The sequence below is a fragment of the Massilia sp. UYP11 genome, from assembly GCF_050434805.1.
Classification (GTDB): domain Bacteria; phylum Pseudomonadota; class Gammaproteobacteria; order Burkholderiales; family Burkholderiaceae_D; genus Telluria.
This window is the reverse complement of sequence record NZ_JBNDJE010000002.1, coordinates 316,873-336,239: the sequence shown is the minus strand read 5'-3', so window position 1 is coordinate 336,239 and position 19,367 is coordinate 316,873. Positions and strand designations below refer to the sequence as shown.

At 66.9% G+C, this 19,367-nt stretch carries 12 protein-coding genes; 11 read left to right on the top strand and 1 reads right to left on the bottom strand.

Annotation, left to right across the window (positions count from 1 at the left end):
• The first annotated feature begins 8 nt into the window (after positions 1-8).
• The 11 genes from ABIB38_RS04985 to ABIB38_RS04935 all read left to right on the top strand — a co-directional run bounded on the left by ABIB38_RS04985 (position 9) and on the right by ABIB38_RS04935 (position 16,037).
• Positions 9-335: a tripartite tricarboxylate transporter TctB family protein gene (locus tag ABIB38_RS04985; RefSeq protein ID WP_429202279.1), complete on the top strand. Its 327-nt coding sequence runs from the start codon at positions 9-11 to the stop codon at positions 333-335.
• A 220-nt stretch (positions 336-555) separates the two neighbouring features.
• A complete protein-coding gene (locus ABIB38_RS04980; protein WP_429202277.1) occupies positions 556-1,581 on the top strand; it encodes a LacI family DNA-binding transcriptional regulator in 1,026 nt (341 codons plus the stop codon).
• Positions 1,578-2,861: a sugar ABC transporter substrate-binding protein gene (locus tag ABIB38_RS04975; protein WP_429202275.1), complete on the top strand. Its 1,284-nt coding sequence runs from the start codon at positions 1,578-1,580 to the stop codon at positions 2,859-2,861. Before ABIB38_RS04980 ends, ABIB38_RS04975 begins: the two co-directional genes overlap by 4 nt.
• On the top strand, positions 2,858-3,925 hold the full coding sequence (locus tag ABIB38_RS04970; protein ID WP_429202273.1) for a carbohydrate ABC transporter permease: 1,068 nt from the start codon (positions 2,858-2,860) through the stop codon (positions 3,923-3,925). Before ABIB38_RS04975 ends, ABIB38_RS04970 begins: the two co-directional genes overlap by 4 nt.
• On the top strand, positions 3,925-4,809 hold the full coding sequence (locus ABIB38_RS04965) for a carbohydrate ABC transporter permease (RefSeq protein ID WP_429202271.1): 885 nt from the start codon (positions 3,925-3,927) through the stop codon (positions 4,807-4,809). The genes ABIB38_RS04970 and ABIB38_RS04965 overlap by 1 nt, the downstream gene beginning before the upstream one ends.
• Before the next feature lie 28 nt (positions 4,810-4,837).
• The gene (locus tag ABIB38_RS04960; RefSeq protein ID WP_429202269.1) at positions 4,838-5,815 is read left to right on the top strand and encodes a family 43 glycosylhydrolase; all 978 of its coding nucleotides are present in this window, start codon (positions 4,838-4,840) and stop codon (positions 5,813-5,815) included.
• 61 nt (positions 5,816-5,876) lie between these two features.
• Positions 5,877-8,267 carry a GH32 C-terminal domain-containing protein gene (locus tag ABIB38_RS04955; protein ID WP_429202267.1) on the top strand — a complete coding sequence of 797 codons (2,391 nt, stop codon included), beginning with the start codon at positions 5,877-5,879 and terminating at the stop codon, positions 8,265-8,267.
• A gap of 13 nt (positions 8,268-8,280) precedes the next feature.
• On the top strand, positions 8,281-9,399 hold the full coding sequence (locus ABIB38_RS04950) for an ABC transporter ATP-binding protein (protein ID WP_429202265.1): 1,119 nt from the start codon (positions 8,281-8,283) through the stop codon (positions 9,397-9,399).
• Complete coding sequence (locus tag ABIB38_RS04945; RefSeq protein ID WP_429202263.1) at positions 9,396-10,358, top strand: carbohydrate kinase family protein; 963 nt, start codon at positions 9,396-9,398, stop codon at positions 10,356-10,358. The genes ABIB38_RS04950 and ABIB38_RS04945 overlap by 4 nt, the downstream gene beginning before the upstream one ends.
• A 121-nt stretch (positions 10,359-10,479) precedes the next feature.
• Positions 10,480-13,308, top strand: coding sequence for a TonB-dependent receptor (locus tag ABIB38_RS04940; RefSeq protein WP_429202261.1), 2,829 nt, complete (start codon positions 10,480-10,482; stop codon positions 13,306-13,308).
• A 329-nt stretch (positions 13,309-13,637) separates the two neighbouring features.
• Positions 13,638-16,037 carry a glycoside hydrolase family 3 N-terminal domain-containing protein gene (locus ABIB38_RS04935; RefSeq protein WP_429202259.1) on the top strand — a complete coding sequence of 800 codons (2,400 nt, stop codon included), beginning with the start codon at positions 13,638-13,640 and terminating at the stop codon, positions 16,035-16,037.
• A gap of 195 nt (positions 16,038-16,232) precedes the next feature.
• On the opposite strand, the gene ABIB38_RS04930 is transcribed toward ABIB38_RS04935, so the two are convergent.
• Positions 16,233-19,295, bottom strand: coding sequence for a TonB-dependent receptor (locus tag ABIB38_RS04930; RefSeq protein WP_429202258.1), 3,063 nt, complete (start codon positions 19,293-19,295; stop codon positions 16,233-16,235).
• Positions 19,296-19,367 lie beyond the last annotated feature (72 nt).

Here is a 19,367-nt window from a genome sequence, read left to right as displayed (position 1 = left end):
TGCCATCATTGATCCGTCATCCGAAGATTTTCTGGGTCGGCGTCGTCTTCCTGGGCTTCGGTATCGGCGCCATCGTCATTGGCGAGAATGACGAGGCGGGCAGCGCCGCGCGCATGGGCCCGAGCTATTTCCCGATCGTGCTCGGCGGGATGCTGGCCGCTGTGGGCGTCATCGGCGTGGCGCGTTCGGACTTCGGCAGCGGCGAGCCGGTCGGGCGCCTGCACCAGAAGGAGCTGGCGCTGGTGCTGGTGCCGGTGCTGCTGTTCGATTTGCTGATGCGCGGCGCCGGCGTGGTCGATGTAGCTTGGACGGCGAACGCCCGTCGCAGCTGCTGAGCAGAAGCGAGGAGCCGGGCCAACCCGACGAGATACGCGGAAACTATTGCTTCAACGCAGCAGTGATGTGTTTCAAAATCGAATTTTCAACAAGTGCCGATTGACCCAAGTTCAGAAAGCCGATAGCATTCCTAAAAATGACAACGTTGGACAATTCGCCGGGGGCGGGGCCCTCGAGCGGAATGCGCCGACGCACAGGCCCCAGGCCCAAGGAGACAGTTTGTCCACTATCCACGACGTCGCCGAAAAGGCAGGCGTATCGATCAAGACCGTGTCGCGCGTACTCAACGACGCGAGCAGCGTGTCGGCCAAGACCCGCGTCCGCATCGAAGAGGCCATGCAGGCGCTCGACTTCGCCCCATCGGCGGCGGCGCGCATGTTGCGCGGCGTGCCGACCGGGCTGGTCGCCGTGATCGCCGAAAAACTCACCACCACCCCCGATTCGTCCGAGATCATCAAGGGCATCCAGTCGGTGTGCGAAGAGCTGGGCAAGATGCTGATCATCGGCGAGACCGGCGGGCGCGCCGATGTCGCCAGCCGCCTGGTGGCCGATATGCGCGCGCGGCGGGTCGAAGCGATCATCTTCGCCACGCCATTTCACCGCGAGATCACCCTCAACGAAATGCTGGGCCAGACGCCGACGGTGCTTGCCAACTGCTTCGAAGCCACGCCGCGCTATCCACAAGTGGTGCCGGACGACGAGGCGGGCGGGTACGCGGCGGCGGCGACAGTGCTGCAGGCCGGCCACCGCAAGATCGCCTTCCTGCAGCTGATCGGAGACATGGTCGCGACCCGCCTGCGGATGCAGGGTTTCCAGCGCGCGATGCGGGAGCACGGGGTCGCGCCGCGCACCGAATGGCTCCTGCATGGCGCCACCGCGGCCGAGGACGAATTCGCCCAGCTCGAAACCACGATCGACGGCCTGGTTGCCGGCGCCGATCGACCCAGCGCCATCCTGTGCGGTAACGACAAGATGGCGATGCGGGTCATCTTCATCCTGCAGCGGCGCGGCCTGCGCGTGCCCGAAGACGTCTCGGTGGTCGGCTTCGACGATTTTCGCCTGATCTCCGAGGCGCTCGATCCCGGTCTCACCACGGTCGCGCTGCCGTACCGCGAGATCGGCGAACTGGCGGCGCGCCAGGCCCTGGGCGGCGTGCAGGATGCCGGCATGGTGCGCGTGGCCTGCCGCCCGGTGCTGCGCGGCACCCTGAGCGCGCCCGCGAAGGCGAAAGGCGCGCGCCGATGAAGCCGGTCCTGTTTCCCCTGGTCGCAGCGCTGGCCTGTCATGCACTGGCCTGTCAGGCACAGGCCGCGCCGATCGAGATCAAGGCCTGGCGCCATGATACGGGCGACGCCGAGATGGTCGCCAGCGGCCAGATGGTCGAACGTTTCAACCGCAGCCAGGACCGCTGGAAGGTGGTGGTCGAATCGATCCCGCAAGGTTCCTATACCGAATCGGTCACCGCCGCTTCACTGGTGGGCCACCTGCCATGCGTGATGACGATCGACCAGCCGGCCGTGCCCAATTTCGCCTGGGCCGGCAATATCCGCCCGCTGGACGACCTGCTGCCGGCGGCGGTGGTAGCACCGCTGCTGCCGGGCGGCCGCGGCGTCTACGACGAGCGCCTGTACAGCGTTGGCCAGTTCGACGTGGTGCTGGCCCTGTTCGCGCGCCGTTCGGCGCTGGCGCGCGAGGGCGTGCGGGTGGCCACCATCGAGCAGCCCTACACGGCCCAGGAACTGTATGAGATCGTCGCGAAAGTGAAGAACGCAGGCCGCTACCGCTTTCCGCTCGACCTCAATGGCAAGGCCAGGGGAGAGTGGGTCAGCTATGGTTTCTCGCCCTGGTTCCAGAGCGCCGGCGCCGACCTGATCGACCGCGCCGATTACCGGCGCGTGGACGGCGTGCTCAATGGCGCCCCGGCCCTGGGCGTGGCGCGCTATTACGCGCGCCTGTTCAAGGAACGCCTGGCCGAACGCAATCCGGCCGACGAAAAGGGTTTTGAACAGGGACGTTCGCTGATCCAGTACACCGGATCATGGAAGGCGCGCGACTATGCCGAGCGTTTCGGCGACGATCTGGCGGTGATGCCGCCGCCCGACTTCGGCCAAGGCCCGCGGGTCGGCGCCGCCTCGTGGCAGTGGGCGATCGCACGCAATTGCCGGCATCCGGAAGGCGCGGCCGCCTTCCTGGCCCACGTGCTGTCAGCGCACGAGATGGCCGCCATGTCGCGCGCCACCGGCCTGATTCCGGTCACTGTGCAGGCAGCGGCGCTCACCGAGCGCTATCGCCCGGGCGGCGAGGGCCGCATCTATTTCGACTTCGCGGCCCGCTACGCGGTCCCGCGCCCGGCCACGCCGGCCTATCCCGCGATCTCGGCGGCCTTCGAGAAAGCCATGTCCGATCTGCGCGGCGGCAAGGACCCCGATGAAGCGATGGACGAGGCGGTCGAAGCGATCGAGTACGACATCGCCCGCAACAACGGCTATCGCAACATCCACGCACGAGAGGCGGCCAGCAAATGAAGACGATTCTTGGGCGCGACCACCCGCTGGCGGTGAGCGGCTTTGCCGGGCCGGCATTGATCCTGTTCGGCGTGTTCGTGCTGCTGCCGCTTCTGCTGGCGGCAGCCGCCACCTTCACCAACCACCGGCTGGTGTCGCCCGAGCCCACCCGCTATGTGGGGCTCGACAACTACACGCGGCTGCTGGCATTGCAGGTAACGACGGTGGCGCCGCTGCGCGATGCCGCGGGCGACGTGCAGCGCGATGAAGAGGGTTTGCGCTATCCCACCTGGCGCCAGGTGCGCCAGGCCCAGCCCGGATTGGCCGGCTACCGGCCGGCCTGGCAATTCGAGCTCGGCGAGCGCCGGGTGGTGCTGGCGGCCACCGATCCGCTGTTCTACCGCTCACTGATCAACACCTTCCTGTTCGCGCTGCTGGTGCTGCCGCTGCAGTGCGGCGTGGCGCTCGGGCTGGCGCTGCTGGTTAACCAACGCATGCGCGGCCGCATCTTCTTTCGCACCGTGTATTTCGCGCCGGTGGTCACGTCGATGGTGGTGGCCTCGATCGTGTGGTCGTTCATGCTCAATACCGACCGCGGCCTGATCAACGAGTTGCTGCGCACGCTGACCGGCAATCCCGACGCCGGTCCCGATTGGCTGGGCGAGAGCAGCCACGCGCTGCTGGCGATCGCCATCATGTCGGCCTGGCAGGGCGCCGGTTTCCAGATGCTGGTGTTCCTGGCCGGGCTGCAGTCGATCTCGTCGGAGCTGTACGAGGCGGCCACGCTGATGGGCGCCAATGCCTGGCAGCGCTTCATCCACGTCACCCTGCCGGGCCTGCGCAACACCATCGTGTTCGTGCTGGTGTCGACGATGTTGATGGCCTTCGGCCTGTTCACGCAGGTCGACGTGATGACCTCGGGCGGGCCGCTCGATTCGACCACCACCGTGGTCTACCACGCGGTGCGCAGCGGCTTCAGGCAGCAGGACATCGGCTACGGCTCGACCATCACCGTCGTGTTCTTCGGCATCGTGCTGCTGGTGTCGCTGCTGCAGCGCGCGCTGCTGGCGAAAGGAGCGAAATAATGACTGATCTGATTCGCCGAATGCTGTTGCGCCTGCCCATGCTATTGGCCATGTGCGCGCTCGGCGTCGTGTTCGCGACCCCCTTGCTGTTCATGTTCGCCGCCTCGTTCAAGCACGACGACGCCATCTTCGCCAACCTCGCCAGCTGGACCAGCTATGTGCCCGACGCCGGCTGGTCGCTGGCCAACTACGCCGCCATCTTTGAGCGCAGCAACCTGCCGCTGTTCCTGCTCAACTCGACCATCATCGCGGCGCTGGTGGTGGTAGGCGGCATCCTGGTCAACAGCATGCTCGCCTTTTCGCTCAGCCGCATGCGCTGGCGCGGCCGTGGCGCGGTGCTGTCGGTGGTCGTGGCGATGATGGTGATCCCGTTCGAGGTGATCGCCATCCCGCTGCTGTCGCTGGTCGCGCGGCTGCCGTGGCCGGGTGTCGAGGCCGGCGTGCTGACCTGGCAGATGGGCTGGTTCAACAGCCTGCACGTGCAGATCATTCCCTTCCTGGCCAATGCCTTCTGCGTGTTCCTGTTCTATCAGTTTTTCCGCGATATCCCGCCCGAACTCGACGAAGCGGCCAAGATGGACGGCGCCGGTCCCTGGGCCCTGTTCTTCCGGATCATCCTGCCCAATAGCGGGCCGGTGATCGCCACTGCCGCCATCGTGCTGTTCATCGCCGCCTGGAACCAGTACCTGTGGCCGATCATGGTGGTGCAGGGCGAGGCCGCGCGTCCGGTGCAGCCGGGCATCCAGCAATTCTTTGGACGCGCCAATTCCTGGGGACAGATCATGGCCTACGCGTCGGTGGTGACCCTGCCGGTGCTGGCGGTATTCCTCGCATTCCAACGCCAGTTCGTCGCCTCGGTGGCGGGTTCCGGCATCAAGGGCTAAGGCCTCACTTTCACTCTCGCTAACCACAATGACACTGAGCATCGACGACAAATTCATCTGGGACTTCTGGCATTTCGACGAGGATGGCGAGCAGCATCTGTTCATGCTGCAGGCCGACCGCGCCATCGGCAACCCCGACCTGCGCCATTGGAACGTGTCGGTCGGCCACGCCGTCTCGCGCGACCTGCGCAACTGGGATTATCGCGGCGCCGTGTTCCAGCCGTCCGCCAGCCCGGCCTGGGACGACTTCACCACCTGGACCGGGTCGGTGATCCGCGCCGAAGGTTGCTACCACCTGTTCTATACCGGCACCAGCCGCAGCGAGAACGGCATGCGCCAGCGCATCGGCCACGCCACCTCGAACAGCATTCACGGCCCATGGACCCGGGTCGGCGACGGCCTGGCGCTCGATCTCGACGAGCGCTATTACGAAGAATTCGCCGAGGGCAGCTGGCACGACCGCGCGCTGCGCGATCCATGGGTGCTGCCCGAGAAGATCGATGGCGCCTACCACATGTTCTTCACCGCGCGCCGCAAGGACGGTGAGAAGTTCGAGCGCGGTGTGATCGGCCACGCCGTCTCGACCGACCTGGTGAACTGGGAAGCGACCGCGCCGGTGTACGCGGGCGGCCACTACGGCCAGCTCGAAGTGCCGCAGGTGTTCGAACGCGACGGCCGCTGGTTCTGCACCTTCTGCAATGTACGCGAACACTGGTCCGAAGCACAGCGCGCCGGTCACGGCGGCGGCGTGTCCGGGACCCATTACCTGGTGGCGGATCACCCGCTGGGACCGTGGACGCCGGCCGAAGGTTTCCTCGATGGCGATGTGCCATGCAGGCGCTACGCCGGCAAGATCCTGCGCGATCCGCTGACCGGCAAGGACTGCCTGATGGCTTTCCTCGATACCGGTGCAGACGGCAAGTTCGTCGGCCAGATCGGCGATCCGATCCCGCTGCGCCTGGAGGATGGACGCTACCTGCTGGACGATTCGTCCAGCCAGGAATGACAACGATAGACAAGAATTAGGCCGCCGGCGAGCGGCCATTCAAAACGATCAAGGAGACCTGGTGAAACCATCCCTGCAAACTGGCCTGGCGCTGCTGCTGGCCTCATTCCTGCCCGCAGCCGCAGCCGCAGCCGCAGCCGCAGCCTCAGCCGCCGTCGGCGCGGCACCCGTCACGCCTGGCCCAGCGCTGGCGGCTTGGAGCCTGGACGAGGGCCGAGGCCGCGACACGCTCGAAGCGGTGTCCAAGCGCCGAGATCCGGTGAGCTTCGTGTTCAATGAAGCCCGCTACAAGCCGAACTCCGACCCGGAATGGCGCGCGGCGAGCGCCTGCATCAAGGGCGGCTGCCTGCTGTTCGACGGCTACTCGACCGATATCGAGGCGCCTGGCCTGTCGGCGCAGCAGTTGGCTGCCGGCTGGACCATCAGCGCCTGGGTCGCGCCGCATGCCTTCGAGTGGGGGGATGGCGGCCAGTATTCGGGCTTCCTGAGCCAGTATGACGAACAGGCCAGGTCCGGCTTTTCCTTCGGCATGTACCGCTTCGGCGCCTGGGGCATCAAACTTGGTTTCGGCGCCCATGAGTACGACCTGCGTGTGAACGACCGCAAGTTGCTGAAAGACCGCTGGTCGCACGTGGCGGCCAGCTTCGACCCGCACACCCGGCGCGTCAAGCTGTTTCTCAATGGCGAAATGGTGGCAAGCGGCGCCGCACGCAGGGACGGCGCCTTCACGGTGCCGGCGCGCGGCCTGACGATCGGTCGCCACTCCGAGCCGCGCAAGGTGGCGGAGGTGTTCGAGATGAATACCTTCCTCGGCCTGATGGATGAGGTGCGCATTGAGTCCGGCGCGCGCGACGCGGCGCGCATCGCGGCCGCCATGCGCGCCGACCTTGCCGCGCGTGGCGGCAAGGCGCCACGACTGGCGCGCGCCGACCTCACGATCGACGCCGCCGTGTTCGACGGCGACCGCCATCGCCCGCAGTACCACGCGATGCCCGATTTCGGCTGGATGAACGAGCCGCATGCGCCGTTCCTCTACCAGGGCCAGTACCACCTGTTTTTCCAGAAGAATCCGTTCGGCCCGTTCTGGCACCAGATCCATTGGGGCCACTGGGTCAGCCCGGACATGGTGCACTGGCGCGAGCTGCCGATGGCCCTGGCGCCGGAAGACGATACGCTGGCGCCGGATGGCATCTGGTCCGGCAGCGCGACGTACAAGAAAGACGGTACGCCGATGCTGTTCTTCACCGCCGGTAACGACTCGGCGCCGGTGCGCGAGCGCAGCGGCGTGGCCTGGCCCAAGGACTTGAATGACCCCGAACTGCTGCAGTGGGAAAAGCATCCAGTGCCGGTGACCGTGCAAGAGGAAGGCTACGGCCGCAAGGGCGATTTCCGCGACCCGTTCGTGTTCAGGGACGAGCAGGGCGACCGCTGGTTCCAGTTGGTCGCCTCGCGCGAGCCGGGCCGCAGCGGCACGGCCCTGGTCTATGAATCGACCGACCTGATGAACTGGAAGGCGCGCGGGCCGCTGTTTACGATCGACCCGGTCAAGTACCCGGCCTTCGACCGTACCTGGGAGCTGCCCTTGCTGCTGCCGATCGGGAAGGGCAAGGACGGCCGGCCGCGCCACGCCTTCCTGATCGACGTGAAAGCGCAAGCCTATTACTGGACCGGCGTGTTCGACGCCGCCAGCGCGCGCTTCATTCCCGACAGCGAGGCGCCGCGCGTGTTCGACCTGGGCGAAGGCCACTTCTCGGGCCCAAGCGGCTTCGTCGATCCCAAGACCGGGCGCAGCATCGTGTTCTCGATCGCCCAGGGCCAGCGCACAGCGCAGCAGGAATGGGACAGCGGCTGGGCCCACAATGCCGGCCTGCCGATCGCCTTGGGTATCGGCGCCGACGGCGACCTGCGCCTGGCGCCGATCGCCGAACTGGCCAGCCTGCGCCAGGAACTGCTGCTCGACCTGAGCGACGTGAGCGCTGCGACCGCGGCGGCCCGCCTGGCAAGCGTCAAGGGCGACCTGCTCGAGGTCGAGCTGGAACTCATCCCGACCCCGGGCAGCAAGGTGCCACGTGGCCTGGTCCTGCGCAAGACACCGGACAATGCCGAGCGCACGACGCTGGTGATCGATCCGGCCAACAGGCGCTTCGAGATCGACCGCACCCACACCACGCTCGACCCGGACGCCCGCTCGCGCGGCGTGCAGGGCGGCGCCTTCGATGCGCGCGGCGAGCACCTGCGCCTGCGCGTCTTCCTCGACCGTTCGATGGTCGAGGCCTACCTGAACGACCGCAAGAGCCTGACCAGCCGGGTCTATCCGAGCCGATTGGATGCGACCGGCCTGGCCTTGAACGCGATGCCGGGCGACCGCATCGTTAAACTCAGGGTATGGCGCATGGGGGCGTCGAACGGCAAGCCGGTCGCCCCCGCGCAGCCGGCCGGTGCAGCCCGTTAATCAAGGAACGTCAATGGCATCCATTACGCTGGCCGGCGTCGGCAAGGCCTACCCCGGCAAGAGCAGCAAGCACATTCTCGAAAACATCGATTTCACGATCGGCGACGGCGAATTCGTCGTGCTGGTCGGTCCATCGGGCTGCGGCAAGTCGACCGTGCTGCGCATGATCGCGGGGCTGGAAGAGATCAGCGCCGGCGAGATCCGCATCGACGGCGAACGGGTCAACGAAACGCCACCGGCGCGGCGCGGCCTGTCGATGGTGTTTCAGAACTACGCGCTGTATGCCCACATGAGCGTGTTCGAGAACATCGCCTTCGGCCTGCGCCTGGCGCGGGTGCCGAAGGCCGAGATCAAGCTGGCGGTGCAGGAAGTGGCGCGCATGCTCCAGCTCGAGCATCTGCTGGAGCGCCGCCCGCCGCAACTGTCGGGCGGCCAGCGCCAGCGCGTGGCGATCGGCCGCGCCATTGTGCGCAAACCGCGCGCCTTCCTGTTCGATGAACCGCTGTCGAACCTGGACGCGGCACTGCGCGCCGATATGCGGGTCGAGATCGCCCGCCTGCACAAGCAGCTCGGCGCCACCATGGTGTATGTCACCCACGACCAGGTCGAGGCCATGACCCTGGCCGACCGCATCGTGGTGCTGGGGCCATCCGGGGTGCAGCAGATCGGCGCGCCGATGGCCTTGTACGAACGGCCGGCCAATGTCTTCGTCGCCGGCTTCATCGGCATGCCGAAGATGAACCTGGTCGAGGCCGCGCTCGACGCCGCCGGCCGCCTGGCGCTGGGCGCGGTGGCGCTCGATTGGACCCAGCTCGAGGCCGCCGGCCAGGCGGTCACCGCCGGCATCCGCCCGGAACACCTGGCGCCCGATCCAAGCGGCCCGCTGCGCGGCGTGGTGGTGCTGGTCGAGCGTCTCGGTTCCGAGTCGCATGTGCACCTCGAAGTGGCCGGCCTCTCCAAACCGCTGGTGGTCTCAAGCAAGGATGCGCCGCCCGCCGTCGGCAGCGCCTGGGCGGTGCGTCCATTGCCGGGTGCGCTGCACGTATTCGGCTCCGACGGCGCGCGCATCGAGGCACAGGCGCCAGGCGCCATCCAACTCAACGGTTTCAATGGTCATTCGGAGGTTGCATGATTGTCGTATGTGGCGAGGCTTTATTCGATGTGTTCGCGCAGCACGAGGTGGCGGCCGGCATCGAGCTGTCCGCGCGCCAGGGCGGTTCGCCCTTCAACCTGGCCATTGGCCTGGCGCGTCTGGAAGCGCGCGCGCAGTTTTTCGGCGGCCTGTCGCAGGACATGTTCGGCCGCAAACTGTACGCTGCCTTGCAGGCCGAGGGGGTCGATCTTGACGCCGCGCCGCGTCCCGATGCCGCCTCGGCCCTAGTCATGGTCAGCGTCGACGAGCGCGGCTTGCCGCACTATGCGTTCTACGGCAACGAGACCGCCGAGCGCATGGTGCATCCGGCCGACCTCGCGCGCGTCGCGCACGATGCGCAGGCGATCCACGTCGGCTCCTACTGCATGGTGGTGGAGCCGGTCGCCTCGACCCTGCGCGCGCTGGTCGAACGCCAGCGTGGCCGCAGCCTGATCGTGTACGACCCCAATGTGCGGCTGACGATCGAGCCGCGCGTCGACCGCTGGCGCGAGGTCCTGCGCTGGATGCAGGAACGCGCCGATGTACTCAAGGTGAGCGAAGAAGACATCCACGCCCTGTATCCGGGCCTGGCGGTGAAGGATTTCGTGGACCGTGCGCTGGAGGCCGGCGTGGCGCTGGTGGTGGTCACCCGCGGCGAGCAGGGCGTGGTGGCGGCGACCCGCGCGTTGCCGGCCTTCACGCTGCCGGCCGTGCCGGTGACGGTGGTCGATACCGTCGGCGCCGGCGACACCTTCCAGGCCGGCCTGCTGGCCTGCCTGCAGCGCGCCGGGCGCCTCACCCGCCAGGCGGTACAGGACATCGGCGCCGACGAACTGCGCGCGGCGCTGGCGTTCGCGGCGCGCGCCGCCGCCATCACCTGTTCGCGCCAGGGCGCCGAGCTGCCGTATCTGAACGAAGTCATGCCAGGCGCCGGACCGGCGGCGCCTGGTGCGCTCTAGTGGTGTCCGGCGTGCTGCGGTCGCTCATGACAACGATGGACACCTGTTAGTCGTCGCGAGCACGGCACAAGTTCTTGAACATACAAGTCGAATATAAAATCTATCTCAGGAGACACTCTCAATGCCTTACTCGATTTCATCCTATATCGGCCGCTCGGCCGCCCTGGTCATCGGCCTGATGCCGGCACTGGCCTTCGCCCAGCAGCAAGCCGCGAGCGCCGCCGCGGCCGAAGCCCAGTCCCAGGCCGAAGACGGCACCGCCGTCGTCATCGTCACCGGCGTCACCCAGACCACCAGCAAGAAGAACGCGACCTTCTCGATCAACACGATCAGCGCGGAAGAAATGCAGCGCCTGGCGCCGATCAGCACCGCCGACCTGCTCGGCAACCTGCCGGGCATCTATGCCGAGGGCAGCACGGCCGGCGAGGCGGGCAACAACATCACGGTGCGCGGCCTGCCGGTAGCGGGTGGCTTTCGCTTCTCACCGCAGCTGATCGACGGCCTGCCGGCCTATGAAGAGCCGGAAGTGCCGTTCATGAACAACGACGTGCTGGTGCGCGACGACCTGATGACCGAAGCGGTCGAGGCGGTCAAGGGCGGCCCCGGCGGCATCTTGTATTCGAACGGCCTGGGCGCCACCGTCAACCACATTACCCGCACCGGCGGCAAGAGCCTGGAAGCGGGCTACAAGATCGAGTACGCCGACTACGGTTTCTGGCGCCACGACGCCTTCGTCTCGGGCCCGATCAACGACAACCTGACCGGCGCCATCGGCGGCTTCTACCGCCGCAGCGACGGCATCCGCGACACCGGCTACACGGCCGACCAGGGCGGCCAGGTACGCGGCAACCTGATTTTCACCAGCGACAACAAACGCACCACGCTGCGCCTGGACGGCCACTACCTGAACGACCGCACCGCCTTCTACCAGAACCTGCCGATCTCGGTGCCGCGCTTTACCCAGAGCGGCACGCCGGCCAACCCGACGGTGCTGAACAACGATTCGATCCAGCCGCTCGGGATCGACTTCGGTAACGGCACCACGGCCTCGCCCTACAACCGCCGCTTCACGATGCTGGGCGAGTACGGCAGCCGCGAGATCGACCAGGCCGACGGCCTGCACCCGAACTTCCGGATGTTCAGCGCCAAGGCGACCCATGTATTGGACTCGGGGCTCAAGCTGTCGGCCAACCTGCGCCACACCGGTGGCGGCAGCGGCTTCAACGCCGTCTTCACCGGCAACGACACGGCCGGCGCCAGCAACTTCCTCAATGCGCGCTACCAGAACGACGTGATTTCGCCGGCCCATGGCGCGGCCCTGAACTGCAACCTCGACAACGCCAAGCTGCGCGGCTACTTCAATGTCCCCGCCAGCGGCGCCTGCTCGGCCTTCGCCAATATCAGCCGCGAAGACTTCATCCGCAATTATGGCAAGGCGAGCGGCGTGCAGGGGCGCTGGACCAACGACGGCTCGGCGGTCGCGGGCGACGCTTACCTGAACTTCCTGATCCCGTACATCGCCAAGATGGATGCCAGCAGCAATGTGCTGGACCTGCAGGCGCAAAAGACCTTCCAGGCCGCCGGCACCCACGACGTGACCTTCGGTGTCTACGGCAGCCGCTACACCTACGACGTCAACTTCCAGACCGGCCTGCTGGTGGGAGAGAGCGCCGCACGCAGCCGCCTGGCCGACCTGATCGCGGTGGACGCCAACGGCCAGCAGGTCGGGCCATCGCTGACGCTGGGCGGCGCGATCCTGCCGGGCTGGAACGGCCACCTGGCCGACTTCAAGGGCGACGGCCGGGCGGTCTACCTGCTCGACCATTGGGAGACAATGAATAAACGCCTGCGGATCGATGCCGGCGTGCGCTACCAGAGCCTGGACGCGAATGTGGTGCGCCGCAACCGGGAGACGGCGGTCGACCTGACCCCGGCCGGTGTCGTGGTCGGCTCGACCGCCGATACGACGGCCGACAACGAGGTATTCTTCCCGTCCACCGCGCGCACGCTGAAGAAGAAGTTCGACGCGGTCGGCTGGTCGATCGGCGCCAACTACAGCATCAGCCGGCCGCTGTCGGTCTATGCGCTGGCCTCGAGCTCGTTCCGCCTGCCGAGCGTGGGCGACCTGGTCGACCTGAGCGCCGCCGGCACCATCAGCGCCAATGGCGAAGCGGTCGACATCGACGCGGTCGAGCGCATTCGCCAGTATGAAGGCGGCGTGCGCTACATGACGCGCGAGTTCGGCACCTCGATCGCGGTGTTCTACAACAAGTTCTCGCCACGCAGCGCGGTCAATATCTACCGCGATATCGAATCGAGCCAGTGTTCGGCGATTGGCGGCGTCACTCAGATCAATTCCTGCCCCGAGGTGGCGCAGCTGTACAAGCGCGGGGTCGAGAATGTCGGCGCCGAAGTCGAGCTGACCTACCGGCCGCGCTTCATCGACGGCCTGGAGCTGAAAGGGAACTTCCTGGTCCAGCAGCCCAAGATCGAAGGAGCCAACTATACCCTCACGCAAGAAGACAAGACGCCCGACGGCGTGATCACGGGTTACCACTACGTACAGGTGAGCGAGGATGGGCGCCGTCCGCGGCGCCTGGCCAAGTTCATGGCCAACTTCACGCCATCGTACGACCTGCGCGCCGCCACTGGCCTGCCTCTGACGATTTATGGGCAGTACCAGTACACGGGCGACCGCTTCTCCGAAGCGACCGATACCAACGTCACCCTGCTGCCGTCGTACAGCATCATCAACCTGGGCGCGCAGTACGAGGTCACGCCGCGCCTGATGGCACAGGTGCACGTGGCCAACCTGCGCGATTCGCTGACCTTCACCGAAGGCGATCCACTGTTCAACGACCTGTTGTCGCCGGACGGCACGCGCAATCGTGGCGTGGCACGGCCGCTGTTCGGGCGCACCATTCGTGCGAGTCTGACGTACCGGTTCTGACGCAGTCCCAACGCTTGCGAGAAGAGGCGGGACGAAAACCCGCCTCAAGCAAGATTCGGGCAGACGCGTTGCAGACCGGCCTTGCGCAGCGCGCGCACTTCTCGCTGCAGCGCCTTGGTGCGCTCTGCGTCTGCAGTAGTCGGGCCTGGGCGCTGGCCAGTGTCACGCTCCTGTGGCGGAATCAATCCGCCGTCCACGCTGGTATGATTGCGGTACCATTACTGTTATGCGCATGTTTGTAGGGGCTTAAGAGCCCCGTACCGCGCAGCCAGTGCCGTTCACCAGCGGCAATAACGATAAGCGACCACTCAGCAGCGGAGACCATCTCTATGGGCATCAAACGCAGACAATTCCTGGCCTCGGCCGGCAGCGCGGCCGGTCTTGCCGGCCTGGGCAGCGTGCCGGGCGTCGCCAGCGCCGCTGCCAGGGGCGGGGCCCCGCTCTACCGGCAGGGCGGCGCACCGGTGCGGGCGCGGGTCGAAGACCTGCTCGGGCGCATGACGCTCGACGAGAAGATCGCGCAGATGCAGTGCCTATGGCAGAAAAAAGTCGCCGTGCAGAACGCGGACAGCAGCTTCTCGGGCGAGAAGGCTGCCGCCGCACTCCCGCACGGGGTGGGCATGCTCGCACGCCCGTCCGACCGCCAGCTTGGCAGCGGCGCCAACGTCGCCGGCGACGCCGGCCAGACCGTGAATCGCGGCCCGCGCGAGACCGCCGAGTACGTGAACGCGGTGCAGAAATGGGCGCTCGAGCGGACCCGGCTGGGTATTCCGGTCCTGATGCACGAGGAAGCGCTGCACGGTTATGCGGCGCGCGAAGCGACCAGCTTCCCGCAGGCGATCGGCCTGGCGTCGAGCTTCGATCCGGGCCTCGTGACCCGGGTGTTCGCGGTCGCCGCCCGCGAAATGCGCGCACGTGGCGCCAACCTGGCGCTGGCGCCGGTGGTGGACGTGGCGCGCGATCCGCGCTGGGGCCGCATCGAGGAAACGTTTGGCGAAGATCCGCACCTGTGCGGCGTGATCGGCAAGGCCGCCGTGATCGGCTTCTCGGGCGAGACGCTGCCGCTCGCACCGGGCAAGGTGCATGCGACCCTCAAGCACATGACCGGCCACGGCCAGCCTGAGAGCGGCACCAACATCGGCCCGGCGAACGTCGGCGAGCGCGCCCTGCGCGAAGATTTCTTCCCGCCCTTCGAAAAGATCGTCCGCGAGACGAAGATCGCGGCCGTCATGCCCTCGTATAACGAGATCGACGGCGTGCCGTCGCACGCCAACCGCTGGCTGCTCACCGACGTGCTGCGCAAGGAGTGGGGCTTCGAGGGCGTCACCGTGTCGGATTACATGGCGATCAACGAACTGGTCACCCGCCACAGCCTGGCCGCCACGCCCAAGGAAGCGACGCTGCGCGCCATCCAGGCCGGGGTCGACGTCGAAACCCCGGATCCGCTGGGCTTCCTGACCCTCGCCGAGCTGGTACGCGAGAACAAGGTCGCGCTCAAGGAGATCGACGACGCCGTGCGCCGCACCCTGACCTTGAAGTTCGACGCCGGATTGTTCGAGCATCCGTATGCCGACGCGGCCCAGGCCGATGCCCGCACCGCCACCCCGGACGCGATCGCGCTTGCGCGCGAGGCGGCGCGACGCAGCGCGGTGCTGCTGAAAAACGACAAGGGCCTGCTGCCGCTGCAGGCGGACAAGGTCGGCAAGCTGCTGCTGCTCGGCGCCCATGCCAGGGATACCCCGATCGGCGGCTATTCGGATGTGCCGCGCCACGTGGTCTCGGTCTACGAGGGCCTGCAGGAGGAAGCGCGCGCGCACGGCTTCGCGCTGGCCTACGCGGAAGGCGTGCGCCTGACCGAAGAACGGATCTGGGGCAAGGCCGAGATCATCTTTACGAAGCCGGAAGTCAACGCGCGCCTGATCGCCGAAGCGGTGGAGGCGGCGAAAGCGGCCGACACCATCGTCATGGTCCTGGGCGACAACGAAATGACGGCGCGCGAAGCGTGGGCCGACAACCACCTGGGCGACCGCATCACGCTCGACCTGCTGGGCCAGCAGAACGACCTGGCGCGCGCGATCTTCGCGCTGGGCAAGCCGACCGTGGTACTGCTGCTCAACGGCCGCCCGCTGTCGGCCACGCTGCTCGCCGAGCGCGCCGACGCCCTGCTCGAATGCTGGTACCTGGGCCAGGAGACCGGCCACGCGGTGGCCGACCTGCTGTTCGGGCGGGCCAGCCCGGGCGGCAAGCTGCCGGTCTCGATCGCGCGCGATCCGGGGCAGCTGCCGATGTACTACAACCGCAAGCCGAGCACGCGCCGCGGCTACATCGACGGGGTCACCACGCCGCTGTACCCGTTCGGCTTCGGCCTCTCGTACACGCGCTTCGAGATCTCGGCGCCGACGCTGGCGCCCGCGCGCATCGGCGTGGACGGCCGCACCCGGGTGCGGGTCGAGGTGCGCAACGTCGGCAACCGGCGCGGCGACGAGGTCGTGCAACTGTATATTCGCGACGACGTCAGCTCGGTCACTCGCCCGCTGCTGGAGCTGAAGGGCTTCCAGCGCGTGACCCTGGAGCCCGGCGAAACCCGCAGCCTGGGCTTCGACATCGGACCGGGCGATCTGTGGTTCTTCGACACCGGCATGCAGCGTGTCGTCGAGCCGGGCACGTTCTCCATCTTCGTGGGACCGAACAGCGTCGAGCTCAAGAAGGCGACCCTGACGGTGGCGTAAACCAGGCAACGTGCTGGCCGCCGCCTGGGGACAGGCAGGCGGCCTCTGTCTGCTCGCCTCGGGCGGGAGGGCGCGGTCGCGCCCGGGCGCTTGCGCCCTGGATGCGCCTGGGATGTGCTCTCTGCGAACTCCGGCAATCAAAAAAAACGCGGGCCGCTTGCGGCCCGCGTTGTCTTGCGCTGGAAGCGACCGGGATCAGAAGTCGTAGGACGCGCGCACGCCGAAGCTGCGGCCGGTCTTGAACCAGGCGCGGCCCAGCATGCCCACGTGCTGCTGCATCAGCTGCTTGACCGTGGTGTCGGTCAGGTTCGTCGCTTCCACGCCGATGCGCAGCTTCGGGGTGACGTTGTAGAAGAACGAACCGTCCAGCTGGCCATAGTCATCCATCCACAGCGGCAGGCCGAAGGCCTGGTTGTTGTCGCCGTTGTAGGTGCCGTAGGTCGGGCTGGCCGGGTTCATGTCGCGCGCGTCGGTGCCGCGGGTGCCGTAGGTGTTCACCCCCAGCAGGTAGCGCGAGCGCCAGTTGTAGGCCAGGCGCGCCTGGACCGGTCCGCGCTCGTACATGAGGGCGAGGTTGACGGTCTGCTTCGACAGGCCCTGCAGCGGCAGGTTGCCGAACGAGCGCATGTCGACGTCGCAGCCGTTGATCGACAGGTTCAGGTTGTCCGCGCCTTCGCCACCGCTGCACCATTCGGAAGAGACCGGGTTGTCGAGCTTGCGCTCGCTGTCGACGTAGGTGAAGCTGAGCTGGGTGCCGATGCCGCGCAGCCACTCCGGCACGAAGTCGAAGTACTGCTGGTAGGCGAGCTCGAAGCCGCGGGCGTAGCCGTGCGCGCCGTTGGTCGGGCCGGTGACCAGGAACTGGCGGTCTTGTCCGGCGGCGTCCTTCACCACGTAGTTGTAGTTCTGGTTGACGATGATGTTCTTGATGTCCTTGTTGAACAGCGCGAAAGTCAGCGAACCGGCCTTGGCGAAGTACCACTCGGCGGTCAGGTCGACCGAGGTGGCCGTGGCCGGGCGCAGGTTCGGGTTGCCCTGGCCGGTGCCGACCAGGTTGACGCCGTTGAACGTCACCGTGGTCGGCAGGCCGGTGTCGCCGCCACCGGTGGTGGTCGAGCGCACCGACTGCGACAGCGAGGTGTAGGCCCTCAGCTGGCTGAAGTCGGGGCGTGACATCGACCTGGCCACGGCGAAGCGGAACTGCAGGTTGTCCGCGGCCTTGTAGCGCAGGTTCAGGCTCGGCAGCCAGTTGTGGTAATCGTTCTCGTAGTCCTGGCGCTGCGCGAAGGCCGGGATGTTCGGGATCAGTTCGGCGCCGCGCACGTTTGCGCCCTCCGGGATGGTCGGCACGGTCGGGGAGAAGACCGTGTAGCCGAAGGCGTTCGACGAGGTCTTCACGTAGCGCACGCCGATGTTGCCGTCGATCGGATAGCCCAGGTCGTCGAAGCTGAAGCGGGCCTGGGTATAGAAGGCGCGGCTCTTTTCACTCTGCCGGTTGATGCTGGCCGGGTCGTTGGCGAAGCCGGCCGGCTTCCAGGGGGTGCAACTGTTCCAGCCCTGGATGGCGGTCAGCTCGTCGCACAGGACGGCCTGGTAGCCGTGCAGCCTGGCATAGCTGTCCGGGTAGCCGCGCGCCACGGCGTCGTCGGGGAACCACACGCCCGGGATGGTCACGTCGCCGCCGAAGAAGTTGGGCTGCCCGACCAGCGAGGCGCCGCCGGCGAAGCGCGGGTCGTTCAGGAATGCCTCGTGCGGGATGCGCGAGCCGATCATCCACGGCTGGGTCACGCCCTGCCAGTTATAGTCGGGATTGGTGTTCTGGTTGAGCGAATCGCGGTTCTGCAGGCGCACGCCGAAACGGACGTCGCGCAGCACCGGGTGATCGAAGTCGTACCTGACGTCGGTCTTCCACGCCTTGCTGTCGGCGACCGAGTTGTCCAGGTGCTCCATGGTGTAGGCCCAGTAGTATTTCGCCGGATCGGCGAAATGGGCCAGGTCGGCCGGGCTGAAGCTGAACGTCGGCTGGTCGCCGCGGAAGTCCACTCTCTGGCTCGGCACCTTGATCCCGGTCGCCACGTCCGAATCGAAGCCGTTGGTGCGGGCCTTGATGCGCTGGAAATCGGTGACCACGGTCCAGTTGGGCGACACGCGCCACTGGAGGTTCAGGGCGATGTCCTGGGTGCTCGACCTGCGGTCGGACACGCGGCGGTCGCTGTTGTAGTTGACGCCGCCGTTTTCCGGATTGGACCAGGTGCCGGCCAGCAGCGCGCCGGTATCGCTCCAGACGCCGTCCTGCACCTGCATGTCGTATGGGTTGCTCTCCTGGGTCAGCAGGGCCCGCTCGGACCAGTCTTCGCGGTAGCGCGAGCGGAAATAGGTCAGGCCGGCGGTCAGGTCGCGCATGGGGCGCCACTGCAAGGCCGCGTAGTCGCCCTTGCGGTTGCGGTTGAATTCCTGCGAGCGCCATTCGGCGCCCTTGGGCACCCACATGGTCCTGCCTGGAACGATGTCGTCGACGTGCGGGTAGTAGGGCGCGACGTACATCGCGTCGTTGCGGGTGTTGGTCTTGGAGGAGGCCAGGTCGATCAGGGCGCCGACCTCGCCGAGCGGCGTGGTCCAGCGGTTCGAAAACAGCAGCGAGCCGCTCGGGTCGGCGCGCTTCTTGAGCAGCTCCGAGTAGCTGGTGTTGACCGTGGCCGAACCCTTGAAGCCCTTGAAGTCGAACGGCATCGCGGTGCGCAGGTTGACGATGCCGGAAATGCCGCCCTCGATGTGCTCCGCCGACGGATTCTTGTACACGTCGACGCCGGCCATCAGCTCGGGGGGAACGTCGCTGAAGCTCAGGGAGCGCCCGCCGTTGGCCGAGAAGGCTTCGCGGCCGTTCAGTTCGGACAGCACGTAGGTCAGGCCGCGGATCGCGATGCCTGAACCCTCCACCGCATAGTGCTGCGGGTCGTTCGGCGCGCTGCGGTCCATGGTCACGCCGACCACGCGGCTGAGCACCTCGGTGATCGAACGGTCGGGCAGCTTGCCGATGTCTTCGGCGACGATCGAGTCGACCACTTCGTCGGAATCCTGCTTGAGCTTCTGGGCCGACTGGAGCGCCGCGCGCTGGCCGGTCACCTTGACGACGGCCGCGTTCGGCGCGCCGGGATCGGCGGCGGTGGTGTCGGTGGACTGGGACCATACTGCGCCGCTGTACAGGACGGCAGTCTGCGCAACCGCCGCGGCGATCACTGTTCTCTGGAACTTTCTCACGTTGTCTCCGTAATTTAGGTAATTTTTTTTATCCAACAGGTTGTCACGCGCCATGATGAATCGGGCTGTCAC